We start from the raw sequence: 23,349 nt of genomic DNA, 5'->3' as shown, positions 1-23,349 counted from the left end.
AGGCGCAACGCGGATTGCTGGGCCCGCCGATCATCGTTCCGCCGCCGCCCTCCGGCCCGCCGACCCGATCTGCTCGCCGTCGCCGCGGCCGCGCTCGTGAACGAGCGCTACGCCGATCGGCACTTCGGTCCGGCCGGCCTCGCCGCCGAGCTGCACGTGCCGGCGCTCACCCTGCGCGTGCGGTTCCGCCGCTTCTACGGCTTCCCGCTCGACGAGCTCCTCGCCCAGCGCCGCCTCGAGCTCGCGACCGTCCTGATGGCGAGCACTCCGCACCGCCTCGGCGCGCTCGAGGAGATCGCGCGCGCCTCCGGCTACCGCGGCGTCCCGGCCCTGGACCGCGACTTCCTCCGCTGGCGCGGGACGCCGGCGCTCGCCGCGTGGTTCCGGATGGGATCGAGTCGCGGCTCCGCCGCACGACTCGGGGAACGCCGGGCTCCGACCGGCGCGGTCAGATCCGGTCGCTCCGCCACTCCGTCGTGAGCTCCTCGCCGCGGTCGAAGGCGGCCTGCTCGCGCTCGCGCAGCTCGACCCGGCGGATCTTGCCCGAGATGGTCTTGGGGAGCTCCGCGAACTCGAGGCGCCGCACGCGCTCGAAGGACGAGAGCACCTCGCGGGTGTGGGCGAAGATCGAGGCGGCCGTCTCGGCGGTGGGCTCCCAGCCCTCGGCGAGCGCGACATAGGCCTTCACGATGCTCTGGCGCACGGCGTCCGGAGCGGGCACGACCGCCGACTCGGCGACGGCGGGGTGCTGCAGCAGCACGCTCTCGACCTCGAACGGCGAGATCTTGAAGTCGGAGGACTTGAAGATGTCGTCGGTGCGGCCGACGAAGGTGATGGTGCCGTCGACGGCGCGCACGGCGACGTCGCCGGTGTGGAAGTAGCCGTCGGCGCGGGCGAGCGCCGTGCGCTCCTCGTCGGCGTGGTACCCCGACATGAGGTTCACGGGCTCGGTCGAGAGGTCGAGGCAGATCTCGCCGGTCGACGCGCTCTCGCCCGTGAGCGGGTCGATCAGCGCGATCGCGACTCCGGGCAGCGGGCGGCCCATCGCCCCCGGCACGATCTCGGAGCCGGGCGGATTCGCGATGATCGCGGTGGTCTCGGTCTGGCCGTAGCCGTCGCGGATCCCGAGTCCCCACCCGCGCTCGATGGTGGCGATGACCTCGGGGTTCAGCGGCTCGCCGGCCGACAGGATCTCGGTCAGCGCACGCGGCTTCGCGCCGAGCTCGGACTGGATCAGCATCCGCCACACGGTCGGCGGGGCGCAGAAGGTGGTGACGCCGGCGCGGTCGAGCTGCTCGCGCAGCGCGGTGGCCGAGAAGCGGCTGTAGTTGTAGACGAAGACCGTCGCCTCGGCGTTCCACGGCGCGAAGAAGCAGCTCCACGCGTGCTTGCCCCAGCCGGGGGAGCTGATCGCCGAGTGGACGTCGCCGGGCTGCACGCCCAGCCAGTACATGGTGCTCAGGTGCCCGACGGGGTAGGACTCGTGCGTGTGGACGACCATCTTGGGCCGGGAGGTCGTGCCCGAGGTGAAGTAGATCAGGCACGGGTCGGTGCTCTCGACGACCACCGCCGGGCTGATGCCGAAGGGCTCCGCGGAGTCGGCGAAGTCGAGCCAGCCGTCGACGGCCCCGCCGACCGAGATGCGGCCGAAGCCGCCCTCCACGTCGTCGAACTTCGCGGTCTCGGAGACGTCGGCGATCACGTGCGCGACCTCGCCGCGCTCGAGGCGGTCGGCCAGGTCGGCCGGCGAGAGGAGCGTCGTGGTGGGCAGGATGACGGCGCCCAGCTTCATGATCGCGAGCATCGACTCCCAGAGCTCGACCCGGTTGCCCAGCATGAGCATCACGTGATCGCCCTGCTCCACGCCGACCGAGTGCAGCCAGGTGGCGACCTCGTCCGAGCGCCAGCGCATCTCGTCGAACGAGACCTTCTGCTCCGAGCCGTCCTCCTCGACGATCCACAGCGCGGTCCGCTCGTTGCCGATCGCGATCGCGTCGAACCAGTCGACGGCCCAGTTGAAGCGGGGGCCGACGTCGGGCCAGCGGAAGGCCTCGGTCGCGGCGGCCGCGTCGGTGCGGTGCTGGAGCAGGGTGTCGCGCGCGGCGCGGAAGCTCCCGGTGGGATTCATGGACTCATTCTCCCCCGACGCGCGGCGCACCCCGCCTGCTCAGTACTTGATGGACTGGCCGCCGTCGATGGGGAGGACGACCGCGTTGACGTAGGCGGCGTCGTCCGAGAGCAGGAACGCGACGACCGAGGCGATCTCGGCGGCCTCTCCGTAGCGCTTGGTCGGGTTGACCTGGATGAACTCCTCGGCCGCCTTGCGCGGGTTCTCGGGGTCGAGCTGCTTCATCGAGTTCTCGACCATGGGGGTCCAGATGGCGCCGGGGGCGATCGCGTTGATGCGGATGCCGTACTGCCCGTACTCGATGCCGGAGTTGCGGGTGAGGCCGACGACGCCGTGCTTGGCGGCCGCGTAGCCGGACTGGTTGCCGATGCCGGTGATGCCGCCGACGCTCGCGGTGTTCACGACCATGCCGGAGCCCTGCTCGCGCATGACCTTCAGCACCTTCTCGAGGCCGAGGAACACGCCGCGCAGGTTGATCGCGACGACCTTGTCGAACTCGGCGGCGGTGAAGTCCTCGGTGAGGTTCTGCCGGCCCTCGATGCCGGCGTTGTTGAAGAAGCCGTCGATGCGGCCGAAGCGCTCGAGGGTGGCGGCGACGTAGGCGTCGACGTCCTCCTCCTGCGACACGTCGGCGGTCACGGTGAGGACCTCCGCGTCGGGGACGACGGTGGTCACGGCCTCGACGGTGGCGGAGAGGCCCTCTTCGGAGATGTCGACGAGGGAGAGGCGCGCGCCCTCCTCGGCGAGGCGGACGGCACTGGCGCGGCCGAGTCCGGATCCGCCGCCGGTGATGAGGACGACGCGGTCGGTGAAGCGCTGGGCGGTGGACGGCTGGGTGGTGGACATGGTGACCTCCTGCTCGACGAGCGAAGGGGTCGGCGGGGCCGGCGAGTCCGGCTCCGTGCTCGTTCACGGACGCCCTTCGACTCACTCCCAAGTGTTACTCGGTTTTCTGGGTGCCGGCTCCGTGTCGCTTCTCCGGCGGCTCCCCACCGAGTCGCAGCCGACCCTGGCAAGGGCCGCAGAGAGCACTCCACGCGCAGGGCGTCTCGGGTAGACCGGAGGGACCGAGACGGACAGGGGGAGCCGGAATGGTGACGAGGAGAACGACGACCGCGGCGATGCTCGCGGTGCTCGCGATGAGCGCCTGCACGGCGCCGTCCCAGGAGGGCGCAGCGACGCCTCCGACGGCCACGACCGCGCCGACCACCGGATCGACGACGGCGCCGACCACCGGATCGACGACGGCGCCGACGACCGGATCGACGCCCGCTCCGCTCGGCCCGGTCGACCTGCCGGAGGGGGAGACGGCCGCGATCACCTGGACCGATCAGGTCGGGGCGCCCGAGCCGCAGACCGTGCGGCTGACGGGCGAGCCGCTCTCGATCCGGCTGTCGGTCGCATGCGACACCGCCGACGCCGAGGTGACGGTCGAGGTCGAGGGACTGATGACGTCCAGCTCGACGTGCGTGTTCGACGAGGGGACGACGCGCGGCGAGGGCGGCGGAGGCGGTGGCGGGACGATGCGGATCGCGGTCGACCAGGATGCCCGCATCGTCGTCACGACGGATCCGGCCGATGCGCACTGGTCGGGGGCGGTGTCGACCGGTCCGCGGGCGGTGCCCGCGCCCTGAGTCCGGGGCCCGGCGACTCCGCGGCCCGGCCCTGAGCCGAGAGCCCCTGGTCGAGGCGGCGTCAGCCCAGCGGCACGCCCAGCGCGCTCATGAACGGCACGGCGTCGACCGCCTCGCCGTCGACGCGGGTCTCGAAGTGCAGGTGGCAGCCGGAGGAGGCGCCCGTGCTCCCGAGGAGCGCGATCACGTCGCCGGCGGCGACCGTGTCGCCGACGTCGACGAGGAGCTCGCTGTTGTGGGCGTAGCCGGTCTCGATGCCGCCCCCGTTGTCGATCAGGATCCAGTTGCCGTAGGTGCCGAAGTACGTCGACTCCTCGACGACGCCGCCCGACGCCGCGACGATCGGGGTGCCGCACGAGGCGGCGAGGTCGGTGCCCTTGTGGGACAGGTTGACGCCCGAGACCGGAGCGTCGGGGCGTGGGCCGTAGCTGCTGCTGATGCGACCGGACACCGGGATCATCCAGCTGCCGGACGCGCCGTCCGCGGCGGCGGTCGACTCGCCCGCTCCGGCGGTGATCGCGTCGAGCGACTCGGTGGGCACGAGGACCTCGGGCTTCGCCTCGGCGGCGAAGGCGTCGCGGGTGACGGTGTGCTGCACGGCGCCGGCCGCGACGAAGCTCTGCGGGCGCGCGGCCGCCACGGCGCTCGTCGTGTCGCGCACGACCTCGGGGTCGGAGGCGCCCTCGACGGCGAAGGCCGGCATGGTCGTGGTGACCGCGATGCCGACGACGAACGTCATGGCCGCCATGGCGGAGGCGCGGGGCTTCGACGGTCGGCGGGAGGCGCGACGTCCGGCGGTCCGCTGGGCCTCCTGTTGGGCGCGCAGCAGGCGCCGGGTCGGCAGAGCGGTGGAGCTGTCGGTCTGCCCGACTCCCCGGGGGGAAGGGGTCGGGGCGAGATCCTCGTGGTGCATGCAGTCAGAGTTTCCGGGTCGTTCGCAGCGCTGGGGCGGGGCGCTGCTGGGGCTGGGGAACCGTCACGGCCGCGGTCTTCCGCGCCGTACGACCCTCCAGATTACCCGAGGTGCTCGGGATTCGACCTGGGAGAGTGCTCAGCAGTCAAGCCCCTCCCTCGAGAGGCCTCGCCTTCGGACCCGTTCTGCGGGCCCGGTCTAGTACGACCCGCCGGTGAACACCAGCAGGGCGATCAGCCCGCCGACGGTGGCGGCGACGCCCGCGCCCAGGCGCCACCACATCCAGCGGTCGCGCCGGGGGCCGCGCATCGGGCGCCGCTGACCGTGCGTGCCGAGGAAGCCGGTGGGGTCGGAGGAGAAGACCATGCGTCCAGACTGCCGTGCTCACTCCGAGCGCGCGCGACTCTCGAACGCGACTCCCAGACGCCCGCGGGTTCCGGCTCAGTCGCCCCACTCGCTGTCGTCGCGCCAGGGAGCCACGTCGACCTCGTTGCCCTCGGGGTCGGCGAGCGTCCACCACTCGGGCGCGTGGTCCCCGTTCGCGATGCGGCCTCCTGCGGCGAGTGCGGCGGCGATCCTCGACTCGACGACGTCGCGGGGGACGTAGAGGTCCAGGTGGATCGTGTTGCGCTCGGGGCGCGGGGCGGCGATCCGCTGGATCCAGACGTTCGGGCTCAGGGCCCGGGGGTCGGTGAGGTCGGCGTCCTCGACGGGGGAGTAGCCGAGCACGGCCCGCCAGAACGGACGCACCGCCTCCACGTCGACCGCGTCGATCGCGATCTGCAGACTCTGCACGAGGGACGGGGCGCCGCTGAGTCCGAGCTCGCGGGCGGCGGCAGAGATGCGGACGGCCAGTGCGGCGTCGCGGCCGCTGATGTCGCCGACGTCGTGGCTGATCAGGCGCACGGCGACGCCTCCATAGCGCAGATCGACGTCGGGGTGGTGGTCCGCGGCCTCGGCGATCTCCGCGACGGCGGCGACGAGGGCCGCGCCGTCGGCGAAGGAGCGTGTCGGGAACCAGGCTCGCGCTCCGTCGCCGACGACGCGCCAGTCCTCGGTCCCGGGGACGGCGCGGAACGCGCGGGGCGAGAGTCGATCGGTCATGCCGCAGTTGTACGCCGGATCCGACGCGGCGCGCCACCGTCACCCGCCGACTCGTGCAGGCGCCTTACGGGACCGGCTCGGTACCGTAAGGGGAGGACGGCCCGTCGAGGCCGACGAGCGGAGGACGACACCATGGCGCAGACCAAGGGCGGCAAGGCCGGCAGCGACAAGGCGGCCGAGAAGCGGGCGAAGAAGGCTCTGAAGAAGGCCGAGAAGTCGGTCCGCGCGGCGCACGACGCGGTGCGCGACTCCAGCAAGAAGCTGCGCAAGAAGGCGCGGAAGCTCGCCGAGCAGACCGAGAAGCTGCAGCGCAAGCAGGCCAAGGCCGCGAAGAAGGCGGAGTCGGCCGAGCGGGGCACCTCCACGAACGAGCCGAAGCACGCGGCTCCGGTCGCGGTCGCCGCGCCGGACACCGACCCGGAGCGGACCCCCGACCTCACTCCGCCGCTGCCGAGCGCGCCGCACGAGGACGAGCCCGTCGTCGACTCCGACCCCGAGCACACTCCGGACCTGACTCCGCCGCTGCCGTCCGGGCACTGATCTCCGCAGGTCTCTGCAGAACCTCGGCCAGGAGTGCTCGTCAGCCACGATCGAGCGCGACGACCCCTCCTGGCCGAGGTTCTGCGCGCCACGCCGACGGCGAAAGTGAATAGCCGGTAAATACATCCGGTGAGGTCGCCACACGGCCCTCCGGCAGGCGCATCATTCCTGCGTGGATCCCTTCGTTCTGCTCGTCCTGGTCGTCGTCACCGCTCTCGCGTTCGACTTCACCAACGGCTTCCACGACACCGCCAACGCGATGGCCACGTCCATCGCGACCGGTGCGCTGAAGCCGAAGGTCGCCGTCGCACTCTCCGCGTCCCTCAACCTGGTGGGTGCGTTCCTCAGCATCGAGGTGGCGCTGACCGTCACCAACGCGGTGGTGAAGATCCAGGACTCGTCCGGCGCACCGGACCCGGCGCTGCTCGAGGGCGGCGGATCCGCTCTGCTGCTGATCGTGCTCGCCGGGCTCATCGGCGGCATCATCTGGAACCTGCTGACCTGGCTGCTGGGACTGCCGTCGAGCTCGTCGCACGCCCTCTTCGGCGGGCTGATCGGCTCGACGCTCGCCGGCCTCGGCGTCGACGGGGTCAACTGGGCCGGCGACGGCTCGAAGCTCGACGGTGTCGTCGGCAAGGTGATCCTGCCGGCGCTGATGTCGCCCGTGCTCGCCGGAGCGGTCGCGGCGATCGGCACCTGGCTGGTCTTCAAGGTGGTCGGCAACCTGGCCTCGAAGAGCCTGGACCACGGCTTCCGCATCGGCCAGATCGGCAGCGCGTCCCTCGTCTCGCTCGCGCACGGCACGAACGACGCGCAGAAGACCATGGGAGTGATCACGCTGGCGCTGATCGCGGCCGGCGGCTGGAGCGACACCGGCTCGGTGCCGTTCTGGGTCAAGCTCAGCTGCGCCCTCGCCATCTCGCTCGGCACCTACATCGGCGGCTGGCGCATCATCCGGACCGTCGGCAAGGGCCTCGTCGAGATCGACACCCCGCAGGGCATGGCGGCCGAGAGCTCGTCGGCCGCGGTCATCCTCGCCTCCAGCCACCTCGGCTTCGCCCTCTCGACCACGCACGTCGCGACCGGCTCGATCCTCGGCTCCGGCGTCGGACGCCCCGGCGCCCAGGTGCGCTGGCGCGTGGCGCTGCGGATGGTGATCGCCTGGGTGATCACGCTGCCCGCCGCCGGGCTCGTCGGCGCGGTGATGTGGTGGATCGGCCACCTCGCGGGCGGGGCGCTGGGCGGAGTGCTGATGGCGGCGATCCTCGTCGCGGTGGCCGTGCTGATCTACGTCCGCTCGCGCCGCGACGCGATCGGCTCGCACAACGTCAACGACGAGTGGCAGGACTCCCGCCGCCCGTCGCCCGAGACCCTGAACGTCTGACCCCCCCGAGATCTGAGGAGTAGCACCGTGCTCGCACTGTTCTTCGAGGCCGCCGGTCAGGTGGCGCTCGTCGCCGTCCTCCTCGGGGCCGGCCTGCCCGTCCTCTTCGCGCTGGGCGTCCGCTCGTTCGCGGTCGCGGGCGGTGCCTCCGGCGAGCAGCCGCGCCTCCCCGTGCCGCTGCTGCGCGTGCTCGGAGTCGCCTGCTTCGCGATCGTCGTGCTCGCGGTGGTCGTGGGGCTGAGCATCATCCTCGCCACGGGCTTCGGCCAGGAGGTCGACTTCACGCACGTGATCCCCGTCTTCGTCCCGAAGGACTGAGCATGAGCGAGCAGGTGACCGAGGGCGGTCTCGTCGCCCGCGTCGTCGGCTGGCTGCGGGCGGGCTACCCGGCCGGCGTCCCGGAGCAGGACTACGTGCCGCTGCTGGGCATCCTGCGCCGCAGCCTCACGCCCGACGAGGTCGAGCAGGTCGTCGAGCGGCTGGTGCTCGACGCGTCCCGGGCGTCCGCGGCGGGGGTGCCGCTGGATCGCGCGCGGCTCCGGCTCCGCATCGAGGAGATGCTGCTGGGTCCCGCGCTGCCCGAGGACCTGGTGCGCGTCTCCGTCCGTCTCGCGAGTGCGGGATGGCCGCTCGGGCTGCCGGAGGCGGACGCGCCGCCGGTCGGACTCGTCACCCGGATCGTGCGCTGGCTGCGCGCCGGCTACCCGGCGGGGCTGCCCGAGCAGGACTTCGTGCCGCTCGTGGCGCTGCTGCGCCGGCGGCTGACCGACGAGGAGGTCGCGGAGGTCGCCGCGGGGCTCGACGCCGAGGGCGCGCTGCCCGCGAGTCGGATCGACGTGGCGGCGGCGATCGCCCGCGTCACCTCGGAGCTGCCGTCGGACGCCGACGTCGAGCGCGTGCGACGCTCGCTCGCGGAGCGCGGCTGGCCGGAGGACTTCCCGGGCTGAGCTGCGGCACGGCGATCCCGCCTCGAGGAGGAGTGCCGGAACGCGACTCTCGAACCCTCGAGGGGGACGGAGCGCCGCTGAAGGTGTTCGCTGCCGAGGAGGGAACCGCGGATCCGGCCTCCGAGGCACGCGTGAACAGCTCTCACCCTCGGTTGCGAACCGCTCTCCCCGCAGAAGCGAGGTCTGCAGCCTCGAGTCCGGCTGATTTCTCCGGATCCGCGGGCGAGCGACGGGGGTGGGGATCATCCGGGCACGGTGCATCGGCACCGGCGCTCAGTCGAGCAGCACTCGCGACGGGTACGCGTCGTGGCTGAAGCAGAGGGTGAGGCCCGACGCCTCGAGGCGCAGCAGCTGCTCGGAGGTGCGGTGGTGGGCCGCGGGGTCGTCGCTGATGAGGCGGGGGAGCGGGCGCAGGCGGTCGGACCACTCCAGGGACTCGCGGCCCCAGGCGGCGTCGCCGGCGAGCAGGAACCGGCCCTCGACGAGCGCGCCGAGGTGGCCGAGGGCGTGGCCCGGGAGCGGGGCCACCACGTACCGGCCGTCGCCGAAGAGGTCGGCGCCGCTCACTCCGGCGACGGTGACCACGGGCTGCTCGTCGACGACGAGGCGCTCGGAGTCGGCGAACCAGGGCGGGATCAGCGCCGAGAACACGCCGTCGGTGAGGCGGCTGCGCTCGATCCGCTCGAGCTGGCCGCGCGAGAGGACGAGCGTCGCGTTCGGGAAGTACCGCAGTCCGCCGAGGTGGTCGGGGTGCAGGTGCGAGAGCACGACCACGTCGATGTCGTCGGGCTCGAGCCCCTCGGAGCGCAGCCGGGCGTCGATCGTCTCGGCGGGAGTGACGCGCGCCGGCAGGATCCGCCGGTAGAGGGCGCCGACGGGGCCGGTGCCCTGCAGGGACGGCGGGTAGCCGGTGTCGAAGAGCACGCGGCGGCCGCTCGGGTGCGAGTACAGGAAGACGGACGAGGGGAAGGTGCGGCGGGGGAGGCCCTCGCCGCGGAACACGCGGGCGAGCGGGAAGGTGGTGTCTCCGCACGCGAAGACGCGCAGGGCGGGCTCGCGCTCAGGCACGGGACGCGGCCCGGTAGTGCTCGCCGACGCGGCGGATGCCCTCGGCCAGCGGCACGGTCGGCTCGTAGCCGAGCTCGGCGCGGGCGCGCGAGATGTCGAGCGTCTGCGCGTAGGCGAGGGTGGCGACGGTGTAGCGGGTGAAGGGCGGCTCGGCGCTGCCGGGCAGCCTCGCGAAGACCCGCTCGAGCACCTCGGCCAGAGCGGTCAGGAGGCGCAGATCGACGGTGAGGAAGCGGGGCTCCTCGCCCATCGCGGCGAAGAAGGCGCGGAGCAGGTCGCCGAACGGGGTCGGCTCGCCGTTGGTGATGTTGTAGACGCTGCCGTGGGCGTGCTCCGTGCCGGTGGCGAGGACCAGCGCCCGGGCGGCGTTCTCGACGCACGTCACGTCGACGACGTTGCGGCCGCCGTCGAAGAGCGGGATGCCGCGGCGGCGGTTCGCGGCGACGAAGCGGGGGATCAGGCTCGGGTCGCCGACGCCGATCAGGCCGCGCGGACGGAGGATCACGAGCTCGCGGATCCGCCCGGCTGCGAGAGCCTGCTGCAGCACCTGCTCCGCCTCGATCTTGCTGCGGATGTAGAGGCTCATCCGGCTGTCCGGGTCGAACTGGTCCTCGCGCACCAGATGCTGGTGGCGGCGGGCCGAGTAGATGCTCGGCGACGAGACGAAGACGATGCGCGGGATGCCGGCGCGCTCGGCGAGGCCGACCATCGCCTCCGTGCCCGCGACGTTCGCCTCGCGGAAGTCGCTCCAGCGGCCCCACGGGCTCGACAGGGCGGCGGAGTGGACGAGCACGTCGGCGCGGACGGGGAGCGTCGCGAGGTCGGCGAGGTCGGCGGCGATCGTCTCGGCTCCGGCGGCGGCGAGGCGCTCGAGGGCGGGGGCGTTCCGGCCGGAGGCGATGACCTCGTCGCCCTCGGCGAGGAACGCGCGCACGGCGTGGCCGCCGAGGAAGCCGGTGGCGCCGGTGACGAGGACGCGGCGGGGGCCTGGTGCACGCTCAGCGGACATCGACGACCTCCAGGCCCTTCTTGCGGCCCCAGTACCAGAGCAGGATCCCGAGGTAGCCGAGCGCCTTGCCCTTGCGGATCGAGCAGCGGACGATCGCGCGGCGGTTCAGCCTCGCCTGCGAGCCCGGGATCACCCGGCAGACCTTCAGGTGCAGCTCGAGGTCCTCGTCGGTGTCGTCGATGCTCGAGCGCGGGAAGCCGCCGACCTCGAGGTAGAGCTCGGCGTCGATGGCGAGGTTGAGGCCGGCGATCATGAACATCCGGTAGCGCTGGCCCGGTCGGCGGTAGACGACGCCGGGCGCCCGCTCGAGGATGCGAATGAGAGCGGTGCCGATCACTCCGTCGTACCAGCGGTAGTCGGGCTCGTCGGTGCGCGGCGCGACGCGTCCGCCGACGAAGCGGAAGCCGGCGCGGAAGTCGGCCTTCAGCAGCTCGACCCAGTGCTCGTCCGGCAGCGAGTCGGCGTCGGTGCGCGCGACGACCCTCGCGCCGTGCGCGATCGCGTGCCGGAAGCCGGTGTCGGAGGCGGCTCCGGTGCCCTTCTGCGGCTCGTCGATCGTGAGCACGGGCCGCTCCGGACGCTCGGCGGCGAACGCGGCGATGACCTCGCGCGAGCGGTCGGTGCTGCCGTTGTCGACGAGCAGCAGGGTGAAGTCCTGGTCGGTCTGCGCCGCGAGGGCGTCGAGGGTGCCCCGGAGCAGCTTCTCCTCGTCGAAGAGGGGCACGACGACCCAGAAATCCACGCGGACCCCCTCCTGCCGTGACCGCTCCACCCTAACGAGCACGGAGGGCGCATCCCCGCTATACAGGGGGAGCGGCGACCCTTCGGCGGGTCTCGCAGGAGGGACGCGACCGTGTCCGATGTGCTCCCCGTCCGGCTCCTGGGCACCGGAGAGGCGCTGCCTCGGCGCGTCGTGCCGACCGCCGAGATCGCCGGGCTCTGCGGTCTGGACGTCGACGAGGCGATCCGCCGCACCGGAGTCGTGACGCGGCACTGGCTCGCGGACGACGAGGACCCGCTCGAGCTGGGGCTGCTGGCGGCGCGCCGGGCGCTCGCCGCGGCCGAGCTCGAGCCGGGCGACATCGACGTCGTGCTGAACGCGTCGGGCACGCAGCTGCAGGCGATCCCCGACGGGGGCGCGCTGCTCGCCGCCGGACTGGGCATGACCGACGTCTCGGCGTACTCGTTGAACGCCACCTGCCTCTCGTTCCTCTTCGCGCTGCAGGAGGCGGGGTTCCTGCTCGCGACGCACCGCGCCGAGCGCGTGCTGATCGTGTCGACGGAGGGCGGCAGCCGCGGCATCGACCTCGGCCAGCCGGAGAGCGCCCTGCTGATCGGCGATGCGGCCGCGGCCGTCGTCGTGGGGCGCGCAGCGACTCCGGGGCAGGGGATCACGACGTCGCGCTTCGCGACGCGCACGAGCGGAGTGGCGCACGCCGAGATCCGCGGGTTCGGCTCGCGGATCCGGATCGAGGAGGCGGCGGACCGGCTCGGGGACTTCCGCTTCGACATGGACGGGATCCGGCTGCTGATCGACGCGCTGCGGCACTTCCCGGCGTTCCTCGAGACCGTGCGGCCGGGGCTCGGCTCGGGCCTCCCGGGCATCGACCGCGTGGTGCCGCACCAGACGAGCGGCGCGGGGCTCGAGGGCATGGCGCGGCTGTGGGGGCGCGAGCGGATGGTGGTCACGCTGCCCGAGGTCGGCAACACGATCGGCTCCGCTCTGCCGCTGGCGCTGCATCGCGCGCGGGCGCAGGAGGGGGAGTCGCTGCTGCTGGTCGGGACGGGCGCGGGGACGCACTACGGCGCGGTGGTGCTCCAGTGCTGAGGCGCGGCGTGGGGGTCGAGTCGGCGCGAGGTTTGACGGGAGCGTAAAAAGGCCTGTTCTTACGATGGCTCGCGCCCGCACCTGCCCGCCTCTCTGCGACAGGCTCGGAGAGACCCGCTCCACTGCTCGACGAGGACTCGCGATGACGCTGATGCCCACGCCGATCGGAGCGGATTCCGGCAGCCGCCCGCGGAGCGCGACTCCCCGGCGGCCCTTCGACGCCACCGGGACGCCGCACCCTCCGGCGCCCGCGAGACCCTCCAGGAGCCCCGAGTGAACCTGATCGACCACCAGCTGCAGGCCGCGACGTGGGAGGACCGTCAGGCGCTCGCCGAGACGATGATCCCGCTGATCGGCGACCTCTACCGCCGGCGAGGGGTGGTGACGTCGCTGCACGGGACGAGCCTGATCAACCGATCGACGATCGAGCTGCTCAAGGCGCACCGGTTCGCCCGTCATCTGGACGAGTCGGAGCTGTCGCTGGCCGAGACGCTGCCGATCCTGCGGGTCCTGACGCAGCTCGAGCTGGGGGCGGCCTCGATCGACGTCGCGCAACTGGCGTTCCTGTTCCGCACGCGGGAGGGGTCGGGGCCGCTGGAGGAGTTCCTCCGGGAGCAGCTCGCCGCGGTCGTGGGCGGGGTGCCGCGGGTCGGGGACGGGCCGCGGGACGTGGTCCTCTACGGGTTCGGGCGGATCGGGCGCCTGGTGGCGCGCCTGCTGATCGAACGGGGCGGGCCGAGCTCGACCCTGCGGCTGCGCGCGGTGGTGGTGCGCCGCGGATCGGCGGACGATCTGCGCAAGCGCGCGAGCCTGCTCCGGCGCGACTCGGTGCACGGCCCGTTCGCGGGCACGATCACGGTGGACGAGGAGAACGACACGATCCTCGCCAACGGCACGCTGCTGAAGTTCCTCTACTCCGACGACCCGGCGAGCATCGACTACCGCGCCCACGGGATCGAGGACGCGATCATCGTGGACAACACGGGCCACTGGCGCGACGAGGCAGGGCTGGCACGGCACCTGGAGTCGCCGGGCGCCCGGCAGGTGCTGCTCACCGCGCCGGGCAAGGGATCGCTGAAGAACATCGTGCACGGCATCAACCACGACGCGATCAGCGCCGACGACCGGATCGTGTCGGCCGCGTCGTGCACGACGAACGCGATCACGCCGATCCTCAAGGCGGTCCACGACCTCGTCGGGGTGCGCAGCGGGCACGTCGAGACGGTGCACTCGTTCACCAACGACCAGAACCTGATCGACAACTTCCACGCGGGCGATCGTCGCGGCCGGTCGGCGGCGCTGAACATGGTGATCACCGAGACCGGAGCGGCGACGGCGGTCGCGAAGGCCCTGCCCGAGATGGAGGGGCGGCTGACGGGCAGTTCGATCCGGGTGCCCACGCCCGACGTGTCGCTGGCGATCCTGAACCTGCGCACGGAACGGCCGATCACGAGGGACGCGATCAACGCGCACCTGCGCCGCGCCTCCCTGGACTCGCCGCTGCGCCGCCAGATCGACTACCTCGAGTCGCCCGAGATCGTCTCCACCGACATCCTCGGCTCCCGCCATGCGGGCGTGGTCGACGGCCTCGCGACGATCGCGACTGAGGACGGCGTCGTGCTCTACGTCTGGTACGACAACGAGTTCGGCTACAGCTGCCAGGTCGTGCGGGTCCTCGAGACCCTGGCCGGCGGCCAGGTGCCGTCGTTCCCCGCCATCGCGCCCCGGAGGGACCTCGCGCCCGTCCCGGCGTGAGCACAGGACCACCGGGAGGGCTGTGTTCCGGGAGCGCCGGATAGCGTGAACGGAGGAGTCGCTGCTGTCGTGGGAGCGGCCGGGGGACGAGGACGGTGTTCGTGGTGGATCTCGAGGTCGGCCGCGGTCTGACGATCCCGGCGTCGGAGCTGCAGTGGCGGTTCTCGCGGTCGTCGGGGCCGGGCGGGCAGCACGTGAACACGTCGGACAGCCGGGTGCAGCTGACGTGGGACGTGGCGGCATCCGCGGTGCTGGACGAGTCGCAGCGGGAGCGGATCCTCGAGCGGCTGGAGCGGCGGCTGGTCTCGGGGACGCTGACCGTGACGGTGTCGGAGCAGCGGTCGCAGCTGCGGAACCGCGAGGTGGCGCTCGAGCAGCTGCGCGGGCTGGTGAGCTCGGCGCTGGCACCGCCGGCGGCTCCGCGCCGACCGACCAGGCCGACGCGGGGGTCGGCCCGGCGGCACGCCGCCGCCAAGCAGCAGCGGTCGGCGACGAAGAAGCAGCGGCGGCGGCCGACGGGGGAGTAGCGGGTCAGGTGCCGAGCGAGCGGTGCGCGGCGGGACGGCACGGGGTGACCGCGTGCGTGGGAGCGGCAGGGCGTGTCGCAGCGGCAGGGCCTGACGGAGCTGCGCGGGGCCGTGACGTGGCCGGGTCTGTGGGCAGTACGGCGTCGCGCAGGTGCAGCGCATCGGCGCGGGGCGACGCGCCTCAGAACGGCGCCGGCGGGTCGACGAACCGCGGCCGAGGGGTCGGCTCGGGCGGTCCTCCGGGGAGAGGCGCCGGCCGGGTGGTGACCCGGCGGCCGGTGGGAGTGGTCCAGTCGGCGACCGCGTCGGGATGGAGGGCGTAGGTCCACCGGTCGCCGTGGCGGACGTGGTGGTGCGCGACGCACAGGGAGGCGAGGTTGTGCACGGCGGTCGTGCCGCCGTGGCGCCACTCGAGGGTGTGGTCGGCCTCGGCGGTGGACGCGGGACGGGTGCAGCCGGGGAACCGGCAGGTCCGGTCGCGCAGCTGCAGGAGCAGGCGCATGCGCGGAGGCGGAACCCGGAGGGTGCGCCCGACGTCCAGGACCGTGCCCGTGCCCGGTGCTGCCGTGACGCAGGTGAACGTCGGTCCCGGGCCCGCGAGCCGCTGCGCGACGGCGGCAGGCACGGGTCCGTAGCCGTCGAGGTCGGCGGGGTGGTCGTCGAGCCCGGCAGCGGTGCTCGCCGAGAGCGTCAACCGCACCTCCGCTCGGATCCCCGGCACGAAGGTCGGATCGGCGGCCGAGTCGCCGTCGACGGGCGTGGTGCCCGAGACGTCGCCGTCGCAGAGCAGATCGGTGAGCGCGTCGGCGCGGAGCTGAGCGAGAGTGCGCCCGTCTCCGCTGACGGAACCGTCGCCGTCGCGGAGGGAGCGGGCGATGCGGTCCAGGCGGTGGAACGCGCCGACGGCCGCGGCGGCCGGCAGATGCGCCGACAGCGTCGCCATGCGGTCGAGCTCCGGAGTGATCCGCACCGACCGGTCGTCGCGGGCGCGAGCGTGGCGGTCGGCGAGCGGTTGCTCGTGCAGCTCCTCTCGGAGCCGCGCCACCGCGCGCCGCAGCTGGGTCGGCGTCATCGACACCGCGACCTCCGCGGCGCGCTCGTCGAAGGCTGCGAGCGAGGCCACGGGCAGAGTGGCGGCGGCGGAGCAGATCACCTGCCCGGCCTCCCAGCGGATCCGAGCCGCAGCGAGAGCCGCACGGGTGCGGGGAAGGTCCTCGGTGAGCAGCTGCGCCTGCTCCAGCTCCCGCGAGGCGACGCGCTCGGAGACACCGAGCGCGACCGCGAACTCGGCGCGGATCGACCGCTCGACCAGGTCTGCCGCCTCGCTGCGGGCCGCGCCTGCACCGCCTCCGCCTGCACCGCCGCGCGAGAACGCCTCCGGACAGGCGAGGGCCGCGCGGTACCCCGCGTACAGCGCCTCGGCGGCGGCGAGGAGCACGGGCGCTGCGGAGCGCGCGAGTCGGGACGCCTCGTCTCCGTACTCGTGCACCCGCGTGAGGGCCGCCTCCGCTGTTCCGATCTCTGCCATACGCGTATTGAACCAGGGACCACCGACACCGGACGGTGCTCGACGCCGGAACGGGGCGATCGGTCCCCCGGATCGCCCTGGGGAGGAGACTCGAACCCGACAACGGGATCCCGCGACCTCCGCGCGAGGGCAGGAGCGCGACGTAGGCTCGAAGGATCGCATTCCGGTCCCCGGTGCCCTGAACGTCGTTTCGGGGGACGTCGACCGAAGGATGACCCCATGATGACCCTCTCCCATACCGGCGGCTCGCTCCTGCTCGAGGACGCGACCGCGTCCGCCGTGGTCCGCTACTCGATGGCCCTCGCTCACCACAACAGGATGGGCACCGTCACGCTCGACGATGCGGCCACGCCCGCTCCCCGGTCGCAGGTGATGCTCGTCGTCGGGCTCGGCGTGCCCCTCTCGGTGCGCTCCTCGCACCCGACGGCGGCGGTCTCGGACCTGTCCGAGTGCGGTCAGGACCTCGACGACCGGACCGACACGCTGAACGCGTCACGTCAGGTGCCCACGCCCACCGCCGAGGAATCGCGCTCCGATGTCGCGCGGGCGAAGGAGCTCGGCTCGTACATCGACTTCCTGTAGGGGATGCGCTGCGCTGCGTCAACTGTCTTCACCGGGGGCGGCCTGTTTCCTACGATCGGCAGCACGGGCCGGGCGGATGCGGCCCCTGACCAGGCAAGGGGCGCGGTGCCGGACTTCTCGTTCCTCCGTCCGCGCCGCGCGGCGGGGGCGCTGCTCTCGGAGCTCGCCGCGACCGCGGGTCTGCGGTTCGAGGGCCCCGACGTCCGGGTGACCAGCGTCACCGTCAGCGATCACGAGGTCGAGCCGGGCGGCCTGTTCGCCGCGCTGCCGGGCCGGGGCGCTCACGGTGCCGACTTCGTCGAGCGGGCGCGGGCGGCGGGGGCCGTCGCGGTGCTCACCGACGAGGACGGCCGGCGGCGGGTCGACGGTCTGCCCGTGCTCGTCGCTCCGGATCCGCGCCGGGTGCTGGGGCCCGTCGCCGCGCGGGTCTACGGCACCGACTCCGCCCGCCCGCCGCTCTTCGGCGTCACCGGGACCAACGGCAAGACGACGACCGTGCACCTGCTCACGGCGGTGCTCGAGCAGCTCGGGCTGCGCGTCGGGCACAGCTCGACGGCGACACGGCGGAGCGGCCCCGTCGAGATCGCGAGCCGGCTCACGTCCCCCGAGGCGCCGGAGGTGCACGCGCTGCTCGCGCGCATGGTCGAGGACGGGGTCGACGCCGCCGCACTCGAGGTCAGCGCGCAGGCGCTCACGCGGCACCGCGTCGACGGGATGCGCTTCGAGGTCGCAGGCTTCACGAACCTCAGCCACGACCACCTCGACGACTACGCGGACATGGACGAGTACCTGCGGGCGAAGGCGCGGCTGCTGCGTCCGGAGCTGTCGGAGCGCGCCGTGGTGCTGCTGGATTCGCCGGCGGGCGAGCGGATGCGCGACCTCGCCGAGGTGCCGGTGGTCACCGTCTCGTCCCTCGGGGACGCGGACTGGCGGGTCGAAGTGCTCGCGTCGACATCCGAGCGCACCGTGTTCCGGCTCAGCGGGCCCGACGGGTCGCTGACCACCTCCGTCCCCCTGGTCGGCCGGCACATGGCGGCGGATGCGGGGCTCGCCCTGGTGATGCTGCTGTCGGCCGGGCACCCGTTCGCGGCGCTCGCCGAGGCTGTGCGGGACGGCATCGACGCGCAGGTGCCGGGGCGGTCTCTCCTGGTGTCGGGCGAGCGCGGGCCTCGGGTGTACCTCGACTTCTCGCACACGCCCGACTCGATCGAGAAGACCGTGGCGGCGCTGCGCGAGGTGACCCCGGGGCGCGTGATCGTGGTGCTCGGAGCCGACGGCGACCGGGATCCGTCCAAGCGCGGGCCGATGGGGCGGGCGGCGGCGGAGGGGGCCGACGTGGTCGTCGTCACCGATCACCACCCGCGGTCGGAGGACCCGGCGCGGATCCGGCGCGCGCTGCTCGACGGGGCGCGCGACGGGAGCGACGTGCGCGAGATCGCGGAACCCGCGGAGGCGATCCGCGCGGCGCTGGGCTCGGCCACCGACTCCGACAGCGTGCTCTGGGTGGGGCCGGGCGACACGGACTACCGGCTGGTGCGGGGCGTCGAGGTGCCGTACTCGCCGCGCCGCGACGCACGGGAGGCGCTGGCCGAGCTCGGCTGGGGGTGAGGGCGCCGCCTGGACGGGGTCCGGCGGGGCGTGATCCGTCAGGGACGGTGGTCCCCGGGGGTGCGAGGCCGCCGTTCGTGACGGATGGGGGCGGTCCGTGATCCGTGGCGGAGGAGCAGAGCGGAGGGACTCGACAGGAGCCCGACAGCGGGCCGGAACGGGTGGTCAGGCGGTCGCGCGGAGGAAGGCGACGGCGCGGAGGTCGGCGTCGAGCAGTGCCGCCGGGCCAGGCCCGGGATCGTCGGCGTCGACGACGTGGAGGTCGTCGCCGAGGAGGGTGATCGGTGCCGTGACCGTGGGGCCGAGGAAGCCGACGCGCGAACCCGCCCAGGACCCGAGCGAGTACGCGTCGATCCCGCCCGCTAGCAAGCGGCGGCACGCCGAGCGCAGCGCGAGGATCGCGGTCTCGTCGCTGCCCTCGACGAGATCAGGCTCCCCCGCTTCCGCGAAGGCCGCGTTCAGGGCGTCGAGCACCTCCCAGACCGACGCGTCGGAGTAGAGGGAGGCGAGAGCCAGCAACCGCTCGCCCGGAACCCCCGCCGCCACCTGCTCGACGGCCGTCGCGACGACGTGACGGGGCGGGCAGCCGCCGAGGAGGAACTCGGCTGCGGCCTCGCGAACGGGGTCCGCGGAGGGTGCCGGCGCGAGGGCGATCGCCGCCCGCACCTCCGCCGTGATCCGCTCCGCGAGACGATCGGCGACCTCGATGTCGAGCACCGAGTCGAACAGCGCCGCCCAGCAGGTCCGCACGTGCAGACCGAGGCAGGCGCCGTCCTGGAGCAGGAGCCGGGCGAGGTCGACCGCTTCGGGCAGGTACTCGTCAGCCGGCGCCTCCGGGAAGAGACCCCAAAGGTCCTCGTCCGTCAGCACGGCGAGCACCGCATCGCGCACGAGGGCCCACTCCGCATCCGCGACCTCGGGGGAGTGCCGGTGCAGCAGCGTGCGGTGCTGCTCCTGCAGTCGTCGCAGCTCGCCGCCGTCCGCTCCGATCCCCACCCCTCGAGCATGCCAGGGCCGGCGGAGGCTCAGGCCGCGGGGCGCTCCTGGAACCAGCGGACCAGCTCGCGCAGGGCGGGCAGGGTCATGCTCGTGTCGCGGTCGCCGGCGAGGTCCTCGAACGTGGTGCGGAAGCCCTCGGGCTGGCCCTCGGCGTCGGGGACGGCGGCGTAGGCCATCGACCACTCGGGGAACAGGCGCTCGGTCGTGGACTCCTTCAGCAGGATGCGGATCGACTCGTGCCGGGGATCGTGGGCGATCGCGTCCATCCGCTCCTGCACCGCGTCGTCGGGCCCCTCGAGCACCTGGAGGAAGCGGCCGTCGCGGTACAGCAGCATGCCGGTGAGATCGACGCGCCCGTTGTCGGCGCGGCTCTGCTGCAGGAGCGACGCGAGGTGCGCCTCGTCGAACGGGGCGGTGGCGCGGCTGGCGTACACGAGGGAGAGCATGGGACCGGCTTTCGAGCGGGGACGTGTCCGAGCAGTCGACCACGATCGCCCGCCCCGCGCAGGGACTGGCTGCGCGGGGCGGGTGCTGCTAGCGCGGCGGGTGGGGCTCAGACGCCCTGGTCCGGCTCGTACGAGACCGAGTAGTGGCTGCTCATGCCGGGGGACGCGTGCTGGGCGGCGGTCGTGACGACGCCGTCCTCGTACGTGTCGCTCCCGTCGACGGTGCCGCTCCCGTCGACGGTGCCGCTCCCGTCGACGGTGCCGCTCCCGTCGACGGTGCCGCTCCCGTCGGGCGCATCGCCCTCCTCTGGCGCCTCGCCGCGCTCGCCCGGACTGCCGAGCAGCAGCCGCGTCAGCGACTCCGCCGACGAGAGCAGGGTGTCGAGCGCCGCGGCGAGGTCGTCGTCGGTCGGAGCCGCCCCGCGCAGGGCCGCCGCGAGCACGCTGCGGCGCATCAGCTCCTTGGCGAAGGAGCCGGTGGTCCCCTCCGCGCGCTCGGCCGCGGCGTCGAGGGCCGCCTCGCTGAACGGGAGGGAGGCGGCGTACCGGCGGAACAGGCGGCGGCGGGCGTCGGGACCCGGCAGCGGGATCTCGACGCCGAGGTCGACCCGGCCCGGTCGGGCGGCGAGAGCGCGCTCGAGGACCTGCACGCGGTTGGTGGTCATCACGAAGGCCACGTCGGCGTCCCCGTCGAGGCCGTCGAGGGCGTCGAGCACCTCGAAGAGCAGCGGCTGCGGGCTGTGCGCGCGCTCCATCGCGACGAGGTCGATGTCCTCGAGGACGACCAGCGCCGGCGGGAAGGTCCGCGCGATCTCGGCCGCGGCTCCGATGAACCGGATGCTCGATCCGGTGAGCACGACCGCCGTCGTGCCCGGGGTGCGGGCGAGCAGGTGCCGCACGGTCAGCGTCTTGCCGGTGCCGGGAGGGCCGTAGAGCAGCAGCCCGCGCTTGAGGTGCTGGCCCGCCGCGAGCAGCTCGTCGCGGTGCTCGCCGATGCCCACGACGTGGTCGACGACGGACTCGAGCACGCCGTCCTCGAGCACCACGTCGCCCGCCGCGACGTCGGGCCGCGGCAGGAAGGTCGCACCCGCGTGGCGCCCGAACTCGGAGCCGGCGAACGACAGCACCTGGCCGCGCAGCACGCTGTGCTCGACCATCAGAGCGTGCAGGCGCCGGACGAACGCGGGCACGGCGTCCTCGTCGGCCGAGAGGATCTCGAGCGACGCCGTCTCGCGCCCGGTCTGCGGCATCGCATCGCGCTGCAGCACCGCGAACGGCACGCCCTCGACGCGGAGGAGCCGCACGCCGAACGCGATCACGCGGCGGTCGGTCAGGGGACCGGTCGCGCGGGTGGCGTAGGTCACGGGGCCCGGGGCGAAGCGGGTGTGCGGGTTGCCGAGCATCTCGCCGATGGAGGAGTGGAACCGCTGCTCGCCGCCGCCGACGCCCAGGACCGACGCCCCGGCTCCTCCGAGCGCATCGAGGGCGAGGTCGGCGTCGACCAGGCGGTGCGGCAGGACCTCCTCGGTGGTCACCGCGAGCGTCGTCGCATCGGTGCCGAGGTGCTCGCTCACCGCGTCGCCGAGCGGGGTGCGCTCGGCCGTCTGCTCGGTGGCGGCGAGCGCCTCGACGCGCTTCAGGTAGCGGGACACGACCCGCATCAGCTCCCGGTCGGACTCCTCGAGCATGCGGACCTTCCCCCCTGGCGGTCCCCGCCGTCGGGAGCGACGCTAGCGCGCCCGGCCGCGCGGTGAGGGAACCCCGGCCGGTCGAGGGAGCCCGCAGATGCGGGTTCCCTCGACGGTCGGGGGTTCCCTCGGCACAGGCGCTCGGCGGCGGCGGCGGGACCGCGGGCGGAGCGTGCGCGGAGGAGGCGCGGAGGAGGCACGGAGGAACAGCGCAGACCCGTCCCATACCGTGAGGGAGGACGCACAGGAGGAGACATCATGACCGAGCAGATCGGGATCCCCGAAGCCACCGCACTCGGGCGGACGCGGCGCACCGTCGCGATCCTCGGCGCGGGAGGCGACCTCACCGAGCGGCTGCTGCTGCCGGGGCTGGGCCGCGTCGCCGAGCTCGCGCGCGACTCGGAGATCACCCTCATCGGAGCCGCCCGGACGCCGCAGAGCGACGAGGAGTGGCAGGCGCTCGTGCGCCGCAGCCTCGAGGACGCGGGGATCGCGGCGAGCACCGTCGACGACCTCGTCTCGCGGGCCCGCTTCGTCGCGACCGACGCCTCCGATCCCGAGCAGCTGACGGCCTTGCTCGACGCCTGCCCCACGACACCCGTGCTCTACGTCGCCCTCCCGCCCGCGATGGGCCACGCAGTCGCGGAGTCGCTGGCCGCGATCGAGCTGCCCGAGGATCTCGTCGTCGCGATCGAGAAGCCGTTCGGCGAGGACCTCGACGACGCCGTCGCGCTGAACGCCGCTCTCGCGGCGGTGATCCCGGAGGACCGCCTCTGGCGCGTCGACCACTTCCTCGGCAACGCCACCGTGATGGGGATGCTGGGCCTGCGCTTCGGCAACGCTCTGCTCGAGGCCGGCTGGAGCGCCGAGCACGTCGAGAAGGTCGAGATCGTCTACGACGAGACCCTCGGCATCGAGGGGCGTGCGAAGTTCTACGACGGCACCGGAGCGCTGCGGGACATGCTGCAGAGCCACCTCCTGATGGTGCTGGCGCTGACCGCGATGGAGCGCCCCGACGAGGTCTCGCCCGAGGACGTCCACGCGCGGATGGCCGAGGTGCTCGGTGCGGTCCGGCTCTGGCGCGACGACCCGGACACGGCTCGACGGGCCCGCTACACGGAGGGGCGCATCGATGGCCGGCTCCTCCCCTCCTACGTCGACGAGTCCGACGTCGATCCCGACGCCGGCACCGAGACGCTCGCGCAGCTGCTGCTGCAGGTCGACACGCCGCGCTGGGCGGGCGTGCCGTTCGTCCTGCGCTCCGGCAAGGCGATCGGCGACCCGCGCTCCGAGGTCGCCGTGCACTTCCGCCCCGCGACGCCGCCCCGCGGCCTCCGCTCGGCCGAGGCCGGCGAGGGGACGGTGCTGAGGATGTCGCTCGCGGGCGGCGACGTCGCCCTCGACCTGCTCGTCACCAGCGCCGACGACCCGACCGGCCTCGCACGCACGACGCTGCGGGCCGAGCCCGGCGCCGCGACCCTCGACGCCTATGCGCAGGTGCTCGCCGGGATCCTGCAGGGCGACACCCTGCTCTCGGTGCCGGGCGACGTGGCCGAGCAGTGCTGGCGCATCGTGACCCCGGTGCTCGCGCACTGGGCCGACGGCGCTGCTCCGCTCGAGGAGTACGCGGCGGGGAGCGCCGGTCCCGACGGCTGGTGAGC

Annotated in this window: 24 protein-coding genes; 12 read left to right on the top strand and 12 right to left on the bottom strand. The window is 73.5% G+C overall.

Features of this window, described 5'->3' with window-relative positions; translation table 11 throughout:
- Positions 1–480 (top strand): helix-turn-helix domain-containing protein (locus IOC53_RS16470; RefSeq protein WP_207407408.1); only part of this gene is annotated, 480 nt, incomplete at its 5' end.
- Here the strand turns inward: IOC53_RS16470 and IOC53_RS16465 are convergent.
- Positions 449–2,128 (bottom strand): AMP-binding protein, encoded by a 1,680-nt coding sequence (locus IOC53_RS16465; RefSeq protein ID WP_207407407.1) that lies wholly within the window; start codon positions 2,126–2,128, stop codon positions 449–451. The genes IOC53_RS16470 and IOC53_RS16465 overlap by 32 nt on opposite strands.
- 39 nt (positions 2,129–2,167) lie before the next feature.
- Entirely contained in the window at positions 2,168–2,974 is an 807-nt protein-coding gene (locus IOC53_RS16460; protein ID WP_207407406.1) for a glucose 1-dehydrogenase, read from the bottom strand.
- A gap of 245 nt (positions 2,975–3,219) precedes the next feature.
- Here IOC53_RS16460 and IOC53_RS16455 point away from each other — a divergent pair, with 245 nt between their 5' ends.
- Positions 3,220–3,762, top strand: a complete 543-nt coding sequence (locus IOC53_RS16455; protein ID WP_207407405.1) for a hypothetical protein — start codon at positions 3,220–3,222, stop codon at positions 3,760–3,762.
- Between the two features lie 61 nt (positions 3,763–3,823).
- Here the strand turns inward: IOC53_RS16455 and IOC53_RS16450 are convergent, their stop codons facing one another.
- The 3 genes from IOC53_RS16450 to IOC53_RS16440 form a co-directional block, all read right to left on the bottom strand.
- Positions 3,824–4,675: a M23 family metallopeptidase gene (locus tag IOC53_RS16450; RefSeq protein ID WP_207407404.1), complete on the bottom strand. Its 852-nt coding sequence runs from the start codon at positions 4,673–4,675 to the stop codon at positions 3,824–3,826.
- 198 nt (positions 4,676–4,873) lie between these two features.
- Positions 4,874–5,041 carry a hypothetical protein gene (locus IOC53_RS16445; protein ID WP_207407402.1) on the bottom strand — a complete coding sequence of 56 codons (168 nt, stop codon included), beginning with the start codon at positions 5,039–5,041 and terminating at the stop codon, positions 4,874–4,876.
- Between the two features lie 75 nt (positions 5,042–5,116).
- Positions 5,117–5,779: a VOC family protein gene (locus IOC53_RS16440; RefSeq protein ID WP_207407400.1), complete on the bottom strand. Its 663-nt coding sequence runs from the start codon at positions 5,777–5,779 to the stop codon at positions 5,117–5,119.
- A 132-nt stretch (positions 5,780–5,911) separates the two neighbouring features.
- Between IOC53_RS16440 and IOC53_RS16435 the strand changes: the two genes are divergently transcribed.
- From IOC53_RS16435 to IOC53_RS16420, 4 genes are all read left to right on the top strand, one after another.
- Positions 5,912–6,319 carry a hypothetical protein gene (locus tag IOC53_RS16435; protein WP_207407398.1) on the top strand — a complete coding sequence of 136 codons (408 nt, stop codon included), beginning with the start codon at positions 5,912–5,914 and terminating at the stop codon, positions 6,317–6,319.
- A 172-nt stretch (positions 6,320–6,491) separates the two neighbouring features.
- Positions 6,492–7,703: an inorganic phosphate transporter gene (locus tag IOC53_RS16430; protein WP_207407396.1), complete on the top strand. Its 1,212-nt coding sequence runs from the start codon at positions 6,492–6,494 to the stop codon at positions 7,701–7,703.
- Positions 7,704–7,730: 27 nt separating this feature from the next.
- Entirely contained in the window at positions 7,731–8,021 is a 291-nt protein-coding gene (locus IOC53_RS16425; protein ID WP_207407394.1) for a hypothetical protein, read from the top strand.
- A 2-nt stretch (positions 8,022–8,023) separates the two neighbouring features.
- Positions 8,024–8,650, top strand: coding sequence for a DUF3349 domain-containing protein (locus IOC53_RS16420; RefSeq protein WP_207407391.1), 627 nt, complete (start codon positions 8,024–8,026; stop codon positions 8,648–8,650).
- Positions 8,651–8,923: 273 nt separating this feature from the next.
- Here the strand turns inward: IOC53_RS16420 and IOC53_RS16415 are convergent, their stop codons facing one another.
- Genes IOC53_RS16415 through IOC53_RS16405 form a run of 3 tightly spaced genes read right to left on the bottom strand, consistent with a single transcriptional unit; the run spans position 8,924 to position 11,469 of the window.
- Positions 8,924–9,718 (bottom strand): MBL fold metallo-hydrolase, encoded by a 795-nt coding sequence (locus IOC53_RS16415; RefSeq protein WP_207407390.1) that lies wholly within the window; start codon positions 9,716–9,718, stop codon positions 8,924–8,926.
- Complete coding sequence (locus IOC53_RS16410; RefSeq protein ID WP_207407389.1) at positions 9,711–10,727, bottom strand: NAD(P)-dependent oxidoreductase; 1,017 nt, start codon at positions 10,725–10,727, stop codon at positions 9,711–9,713. The genes IOC53_RS16415 and IOC53_RS16410 overlap by 8 nt, the downstream gene beginning before the upstream one ends.
- The gene (locus IOC53_RS16405; RefSeq protein ID WP_207407388.1) at positions 10,717–11,469 is read right to left on the bottom strand and encodes a glycosyltransferase; all 753 of its coding nucleotides are present in this window, start codon (positions 11,467–11,469) and stop codon (positions 10,717–10,719) included. Before IOC53_RS16405 ends, IOC53_RS16410 begins: the two co-directional genes overlap by 11 nt.
- Before the next feature lie 111 nt (positions 11,470–11,580).
- Here IOC53_RS16405 and IOC53_RS16400 point away from each other — a divergent pair, with 111 nt between their 5' ends.
- The 3 genes from IOC53_RS16400 (at position 11,581) to arfB (ending at position 14,837) form a co-directional block, all read left to right on the top strand.
- Complete coding sequence (locus IOC53_RS16400; protein ID WP_207407387.1) at positions 11,581–12,555, top strand: 3-oxoacyl-[acyl-carrier-protein] synthase III C-terminal domain-containing protein; 975 nt, start codon at positions 11,581–11,583, stop codon at positions 12,553–12,555.
- Positions 12,556–12,837: 282 nt separating this feature from the next.
- A complete protein-coding gene (locus IOC53_RS16395; protein ID WP_207407410.1) occupies positions 12,838–14,310 on the top strand; it encodes a glyceraldehyde-3-phosphate dehydrogenase in 1,473 nt (490 codons plus the stop codon).
- Between the two features lie 104 nt (positions 14,311–14,414).
- Positions 14,415–14,837, top strand: coding sequence for an alternative ribosome rescue aminoacyl-tRNA hydrolase ArfB (arfB, locus tag IOC53_RS16390; RefSeq protein ID WP_207407409.1), 423 nt, complete (start codon positions 14,415–14,417; stop codon positions 14,835–14,837).
- Positions 14,838–15,018: 181 nt separating this feature from the next.
- Here arfB and IOC53_RS16385 read toward each other — a convergent pair whose 3' ends face one another.
- Positions 15,019–16,365, bottom strand: a complete 1,347-nt coding sequence (locus IOC53_RS16385; RefSeq protein ID WP_207407386.1) for an HNH endonuclease signature motif containing protein — start codon at positions 16,363–16,365, stop codon at positions 15,019–15,021.
- A gap of 219 nt (positions 16,366–16,584) precedes the next feature.
- On the opposite strand from IOC53_RS16385, the gene IOC53_RS16380 reads away from it, so the two are divergent.
- Entirely contained in the window at positions 16,585–16,947 is a 363-nt protein-coding gene (locus IOC53_RS16380) for a hypothetical protein (protein ID WP_207407385.1), read from the top strand.
- Between the two features lie 105 nt (positions 16,948–17,052).
- The gene (locus IOC53_RS16375) at positions 17,053–18,555 is read left to right on the top strand and encodes a Mur ligase family protein (RefSeq protein ID WP_207407384.1); all 1,503 of its coding nucleotides are present in this window, start codon (positions 17,053–17,055) and stop codon (positions 18,553–18,555) included.
- Positions 18,556–18,720: 165 nt separating this feature from the next.
- On the opposite strand, the gene IOC53_RS16370 is transcribed toward IOC53_RS16375, so the two are convergent.
- From IOC53_RS16370 to IOC53_RS16360, 3 genes are all read right to left on the bottom strand, one after another.
- A complete protein-coding gene (locus IOC53_RS16370; RefSeq protein WP_207407382.1) occupies positions 18,721–19,551 on the bottom strand; it encodes a hypothetical protein in 831 nt (276 codons plus the stop codon).
- A 29-nt stretch (positions 19,552–19,580) separates the two neighbouring features.
- Entirely contained in the window at positions 19,581–20,000 is a 420-nt protein-coding gene (locus tag IOC53_RS16365) for a BLUF domain-containing protein (RefSeq protein WP_207407380.1), read from the bottom strand.
- A 107-nt stretch (positions 20,001–20,107) separates the two neighbouring features.
- Positions 20,108–21,688, bottom strand: a complete 1,581-nt coding sequence (locus tag IOC53_RS16360) for an ATP-binding protein (RefSeq protein ID WP_207407378.1) — start codon at positions 21,686–21,688, stop codon at positions 20,108–20,110.
- Positions 21,689–21,946: 258 nt separating this feature from the next.
- Here IOC53_RS16360 and IOC53_RS16355 point away from each other — a divergent pair, with 258 nt between their 5' ends.
- Positions 21,947–23,347, top strand: a complete 1,401-nt coding sequence (locus tag IOC53_RS16355; RefSeq protein ID WP_207407375.1) for a glucose-6-phosphate dehydrogenase — start codon at positions 21,947–21,949, stop codon at positions 23,345–23,347.
- The last annotated feature ends 2 nt before the right edge of the window (positions 23,348–23,349 follow it).

This window comes from Rathayibacter sp. SD072 (assembly GCF_017355185.1).
In the GTDB taxonomy this organism is placed as follows: domain Bacteria; phylum Actinomycetota; class Actinomycetes; order Actinomycetales; family Microbacteriaceae; genus Rathayibacter.
The sequence above is the reverse complement of the archived record's forward strand: the minus strand, read 5'-3'. Positions and strand labels throughout refer to the sequence as shown.

What these genes read in the sequence shown, in the direction of transcription:
- IOC53_RS16450 (WP_207407404.1), bottom strand. Translation starts at nt 4,675, where the DNA reads ATGCACCACGAGGATCTCGCCCCGACCCCTTCCCCCCGGGGAGTCGGG.
- IOC53_RS16360 (WP_207407378.1), bottom strand. Translation starts at nt 21,688, where the DNA reads ATGCTCGAGGAGTCCGACCGGGAGCTGATGCGGGTCGTGTCCCGCTAC.
- IOC53_RS16410 (WP_207407389.1), bottom strand. Translation starts at nt 10,727, where the DNA reads ATGTCCGCTGAGCGTGCACCAGGCCCCCGCCGCGTCCTCGTCACCGGC.
- IOC53_RS16435 (WP_207407398.1), top strand. Translation starts at nt 5,912, where the DNA reads ATGGCGCAGACCAAGGGCGGCAAGGCCGGCAGCGACAAGGCGGCCGAG.
- IOC53_RS16440 (WP_207407400.1), bottom strand. Translation starts at nt 5,779, where the DNA reads ATGACCGATCGACTCTCGCCCCGCGCGTTCCGCGCCGTCCCCGGGACC.
- IOC53_RS16455 (WP_207407405.1), top strand. Translation starts at nt 3,220, where the DNA reads ATGGTGACGAGGAGAACGACGACCGCGGCGATGCTCGCGGTGCTCGCG.
- IOC53_RS16385 (WP_207407386.1), bottom strand. Translation starts at nt 16,365, where the DNA reads ATGGCAGAGATCGGAACAGCGGAGGCGGCCCTCACGCGGGTGCACGAG.
- IOC53_RS16465 (WP_207407407.1), bottom strand. Translation starts at nt 2,128, where the DNA reads ATGAATCCCACCGGGAGCTTCCGCGCCGCGCGCGACACCCTGCTCCAG.
- IOC53_RS16380 (WP_207407385.1), top strand. Translation starts at nt 16,585, where the DNA reads ATGATGACCCTCTCCCATACCGGCGGCTCGCTCCTGCTCGAGGACGCG.
- IOC53_RS16355 (WP_207407375.1), top strand. Translation starts at nt 21,947, where the DNA reads ATGACCGAGCAGATCGGGATCCCCGAAGCCACCGCACTCGGGCGGACG.
- IOC53_RS16365 (WP_207407380.1), bottom strand. Translation starts at nt 20,000, where the DNA reads ATGCTCTCCCTCGTGTACGCCAGCCGCGCCACCGCCCCGTTCGACGAG.
- IOC53_RS16420 (WP_207407391.1), top strand. Translation starts at nt 8,024, where the DNA reads ATGAGCGAGCAGGTGACCGAGGGCGGTCTCGTCGCCCGCGTCGTCGGC.
- IOC53_RS16445 (WP_207407402.1), bottom strand. Translation starts at nt 5,041, where the DNA reads ATGGTCTTCTCCTCCGACCCCACCGGCTTCCTCGGCACGCACGGTCAG.
- IOC53_RS16460 (WP_207407406.1), bottom strand. Translation starts at nt 2,974, where the DNA reads ATGTCCACCACCCAGCCGTCCACCGCCCAGCGCTTCACCGACCGCGTC.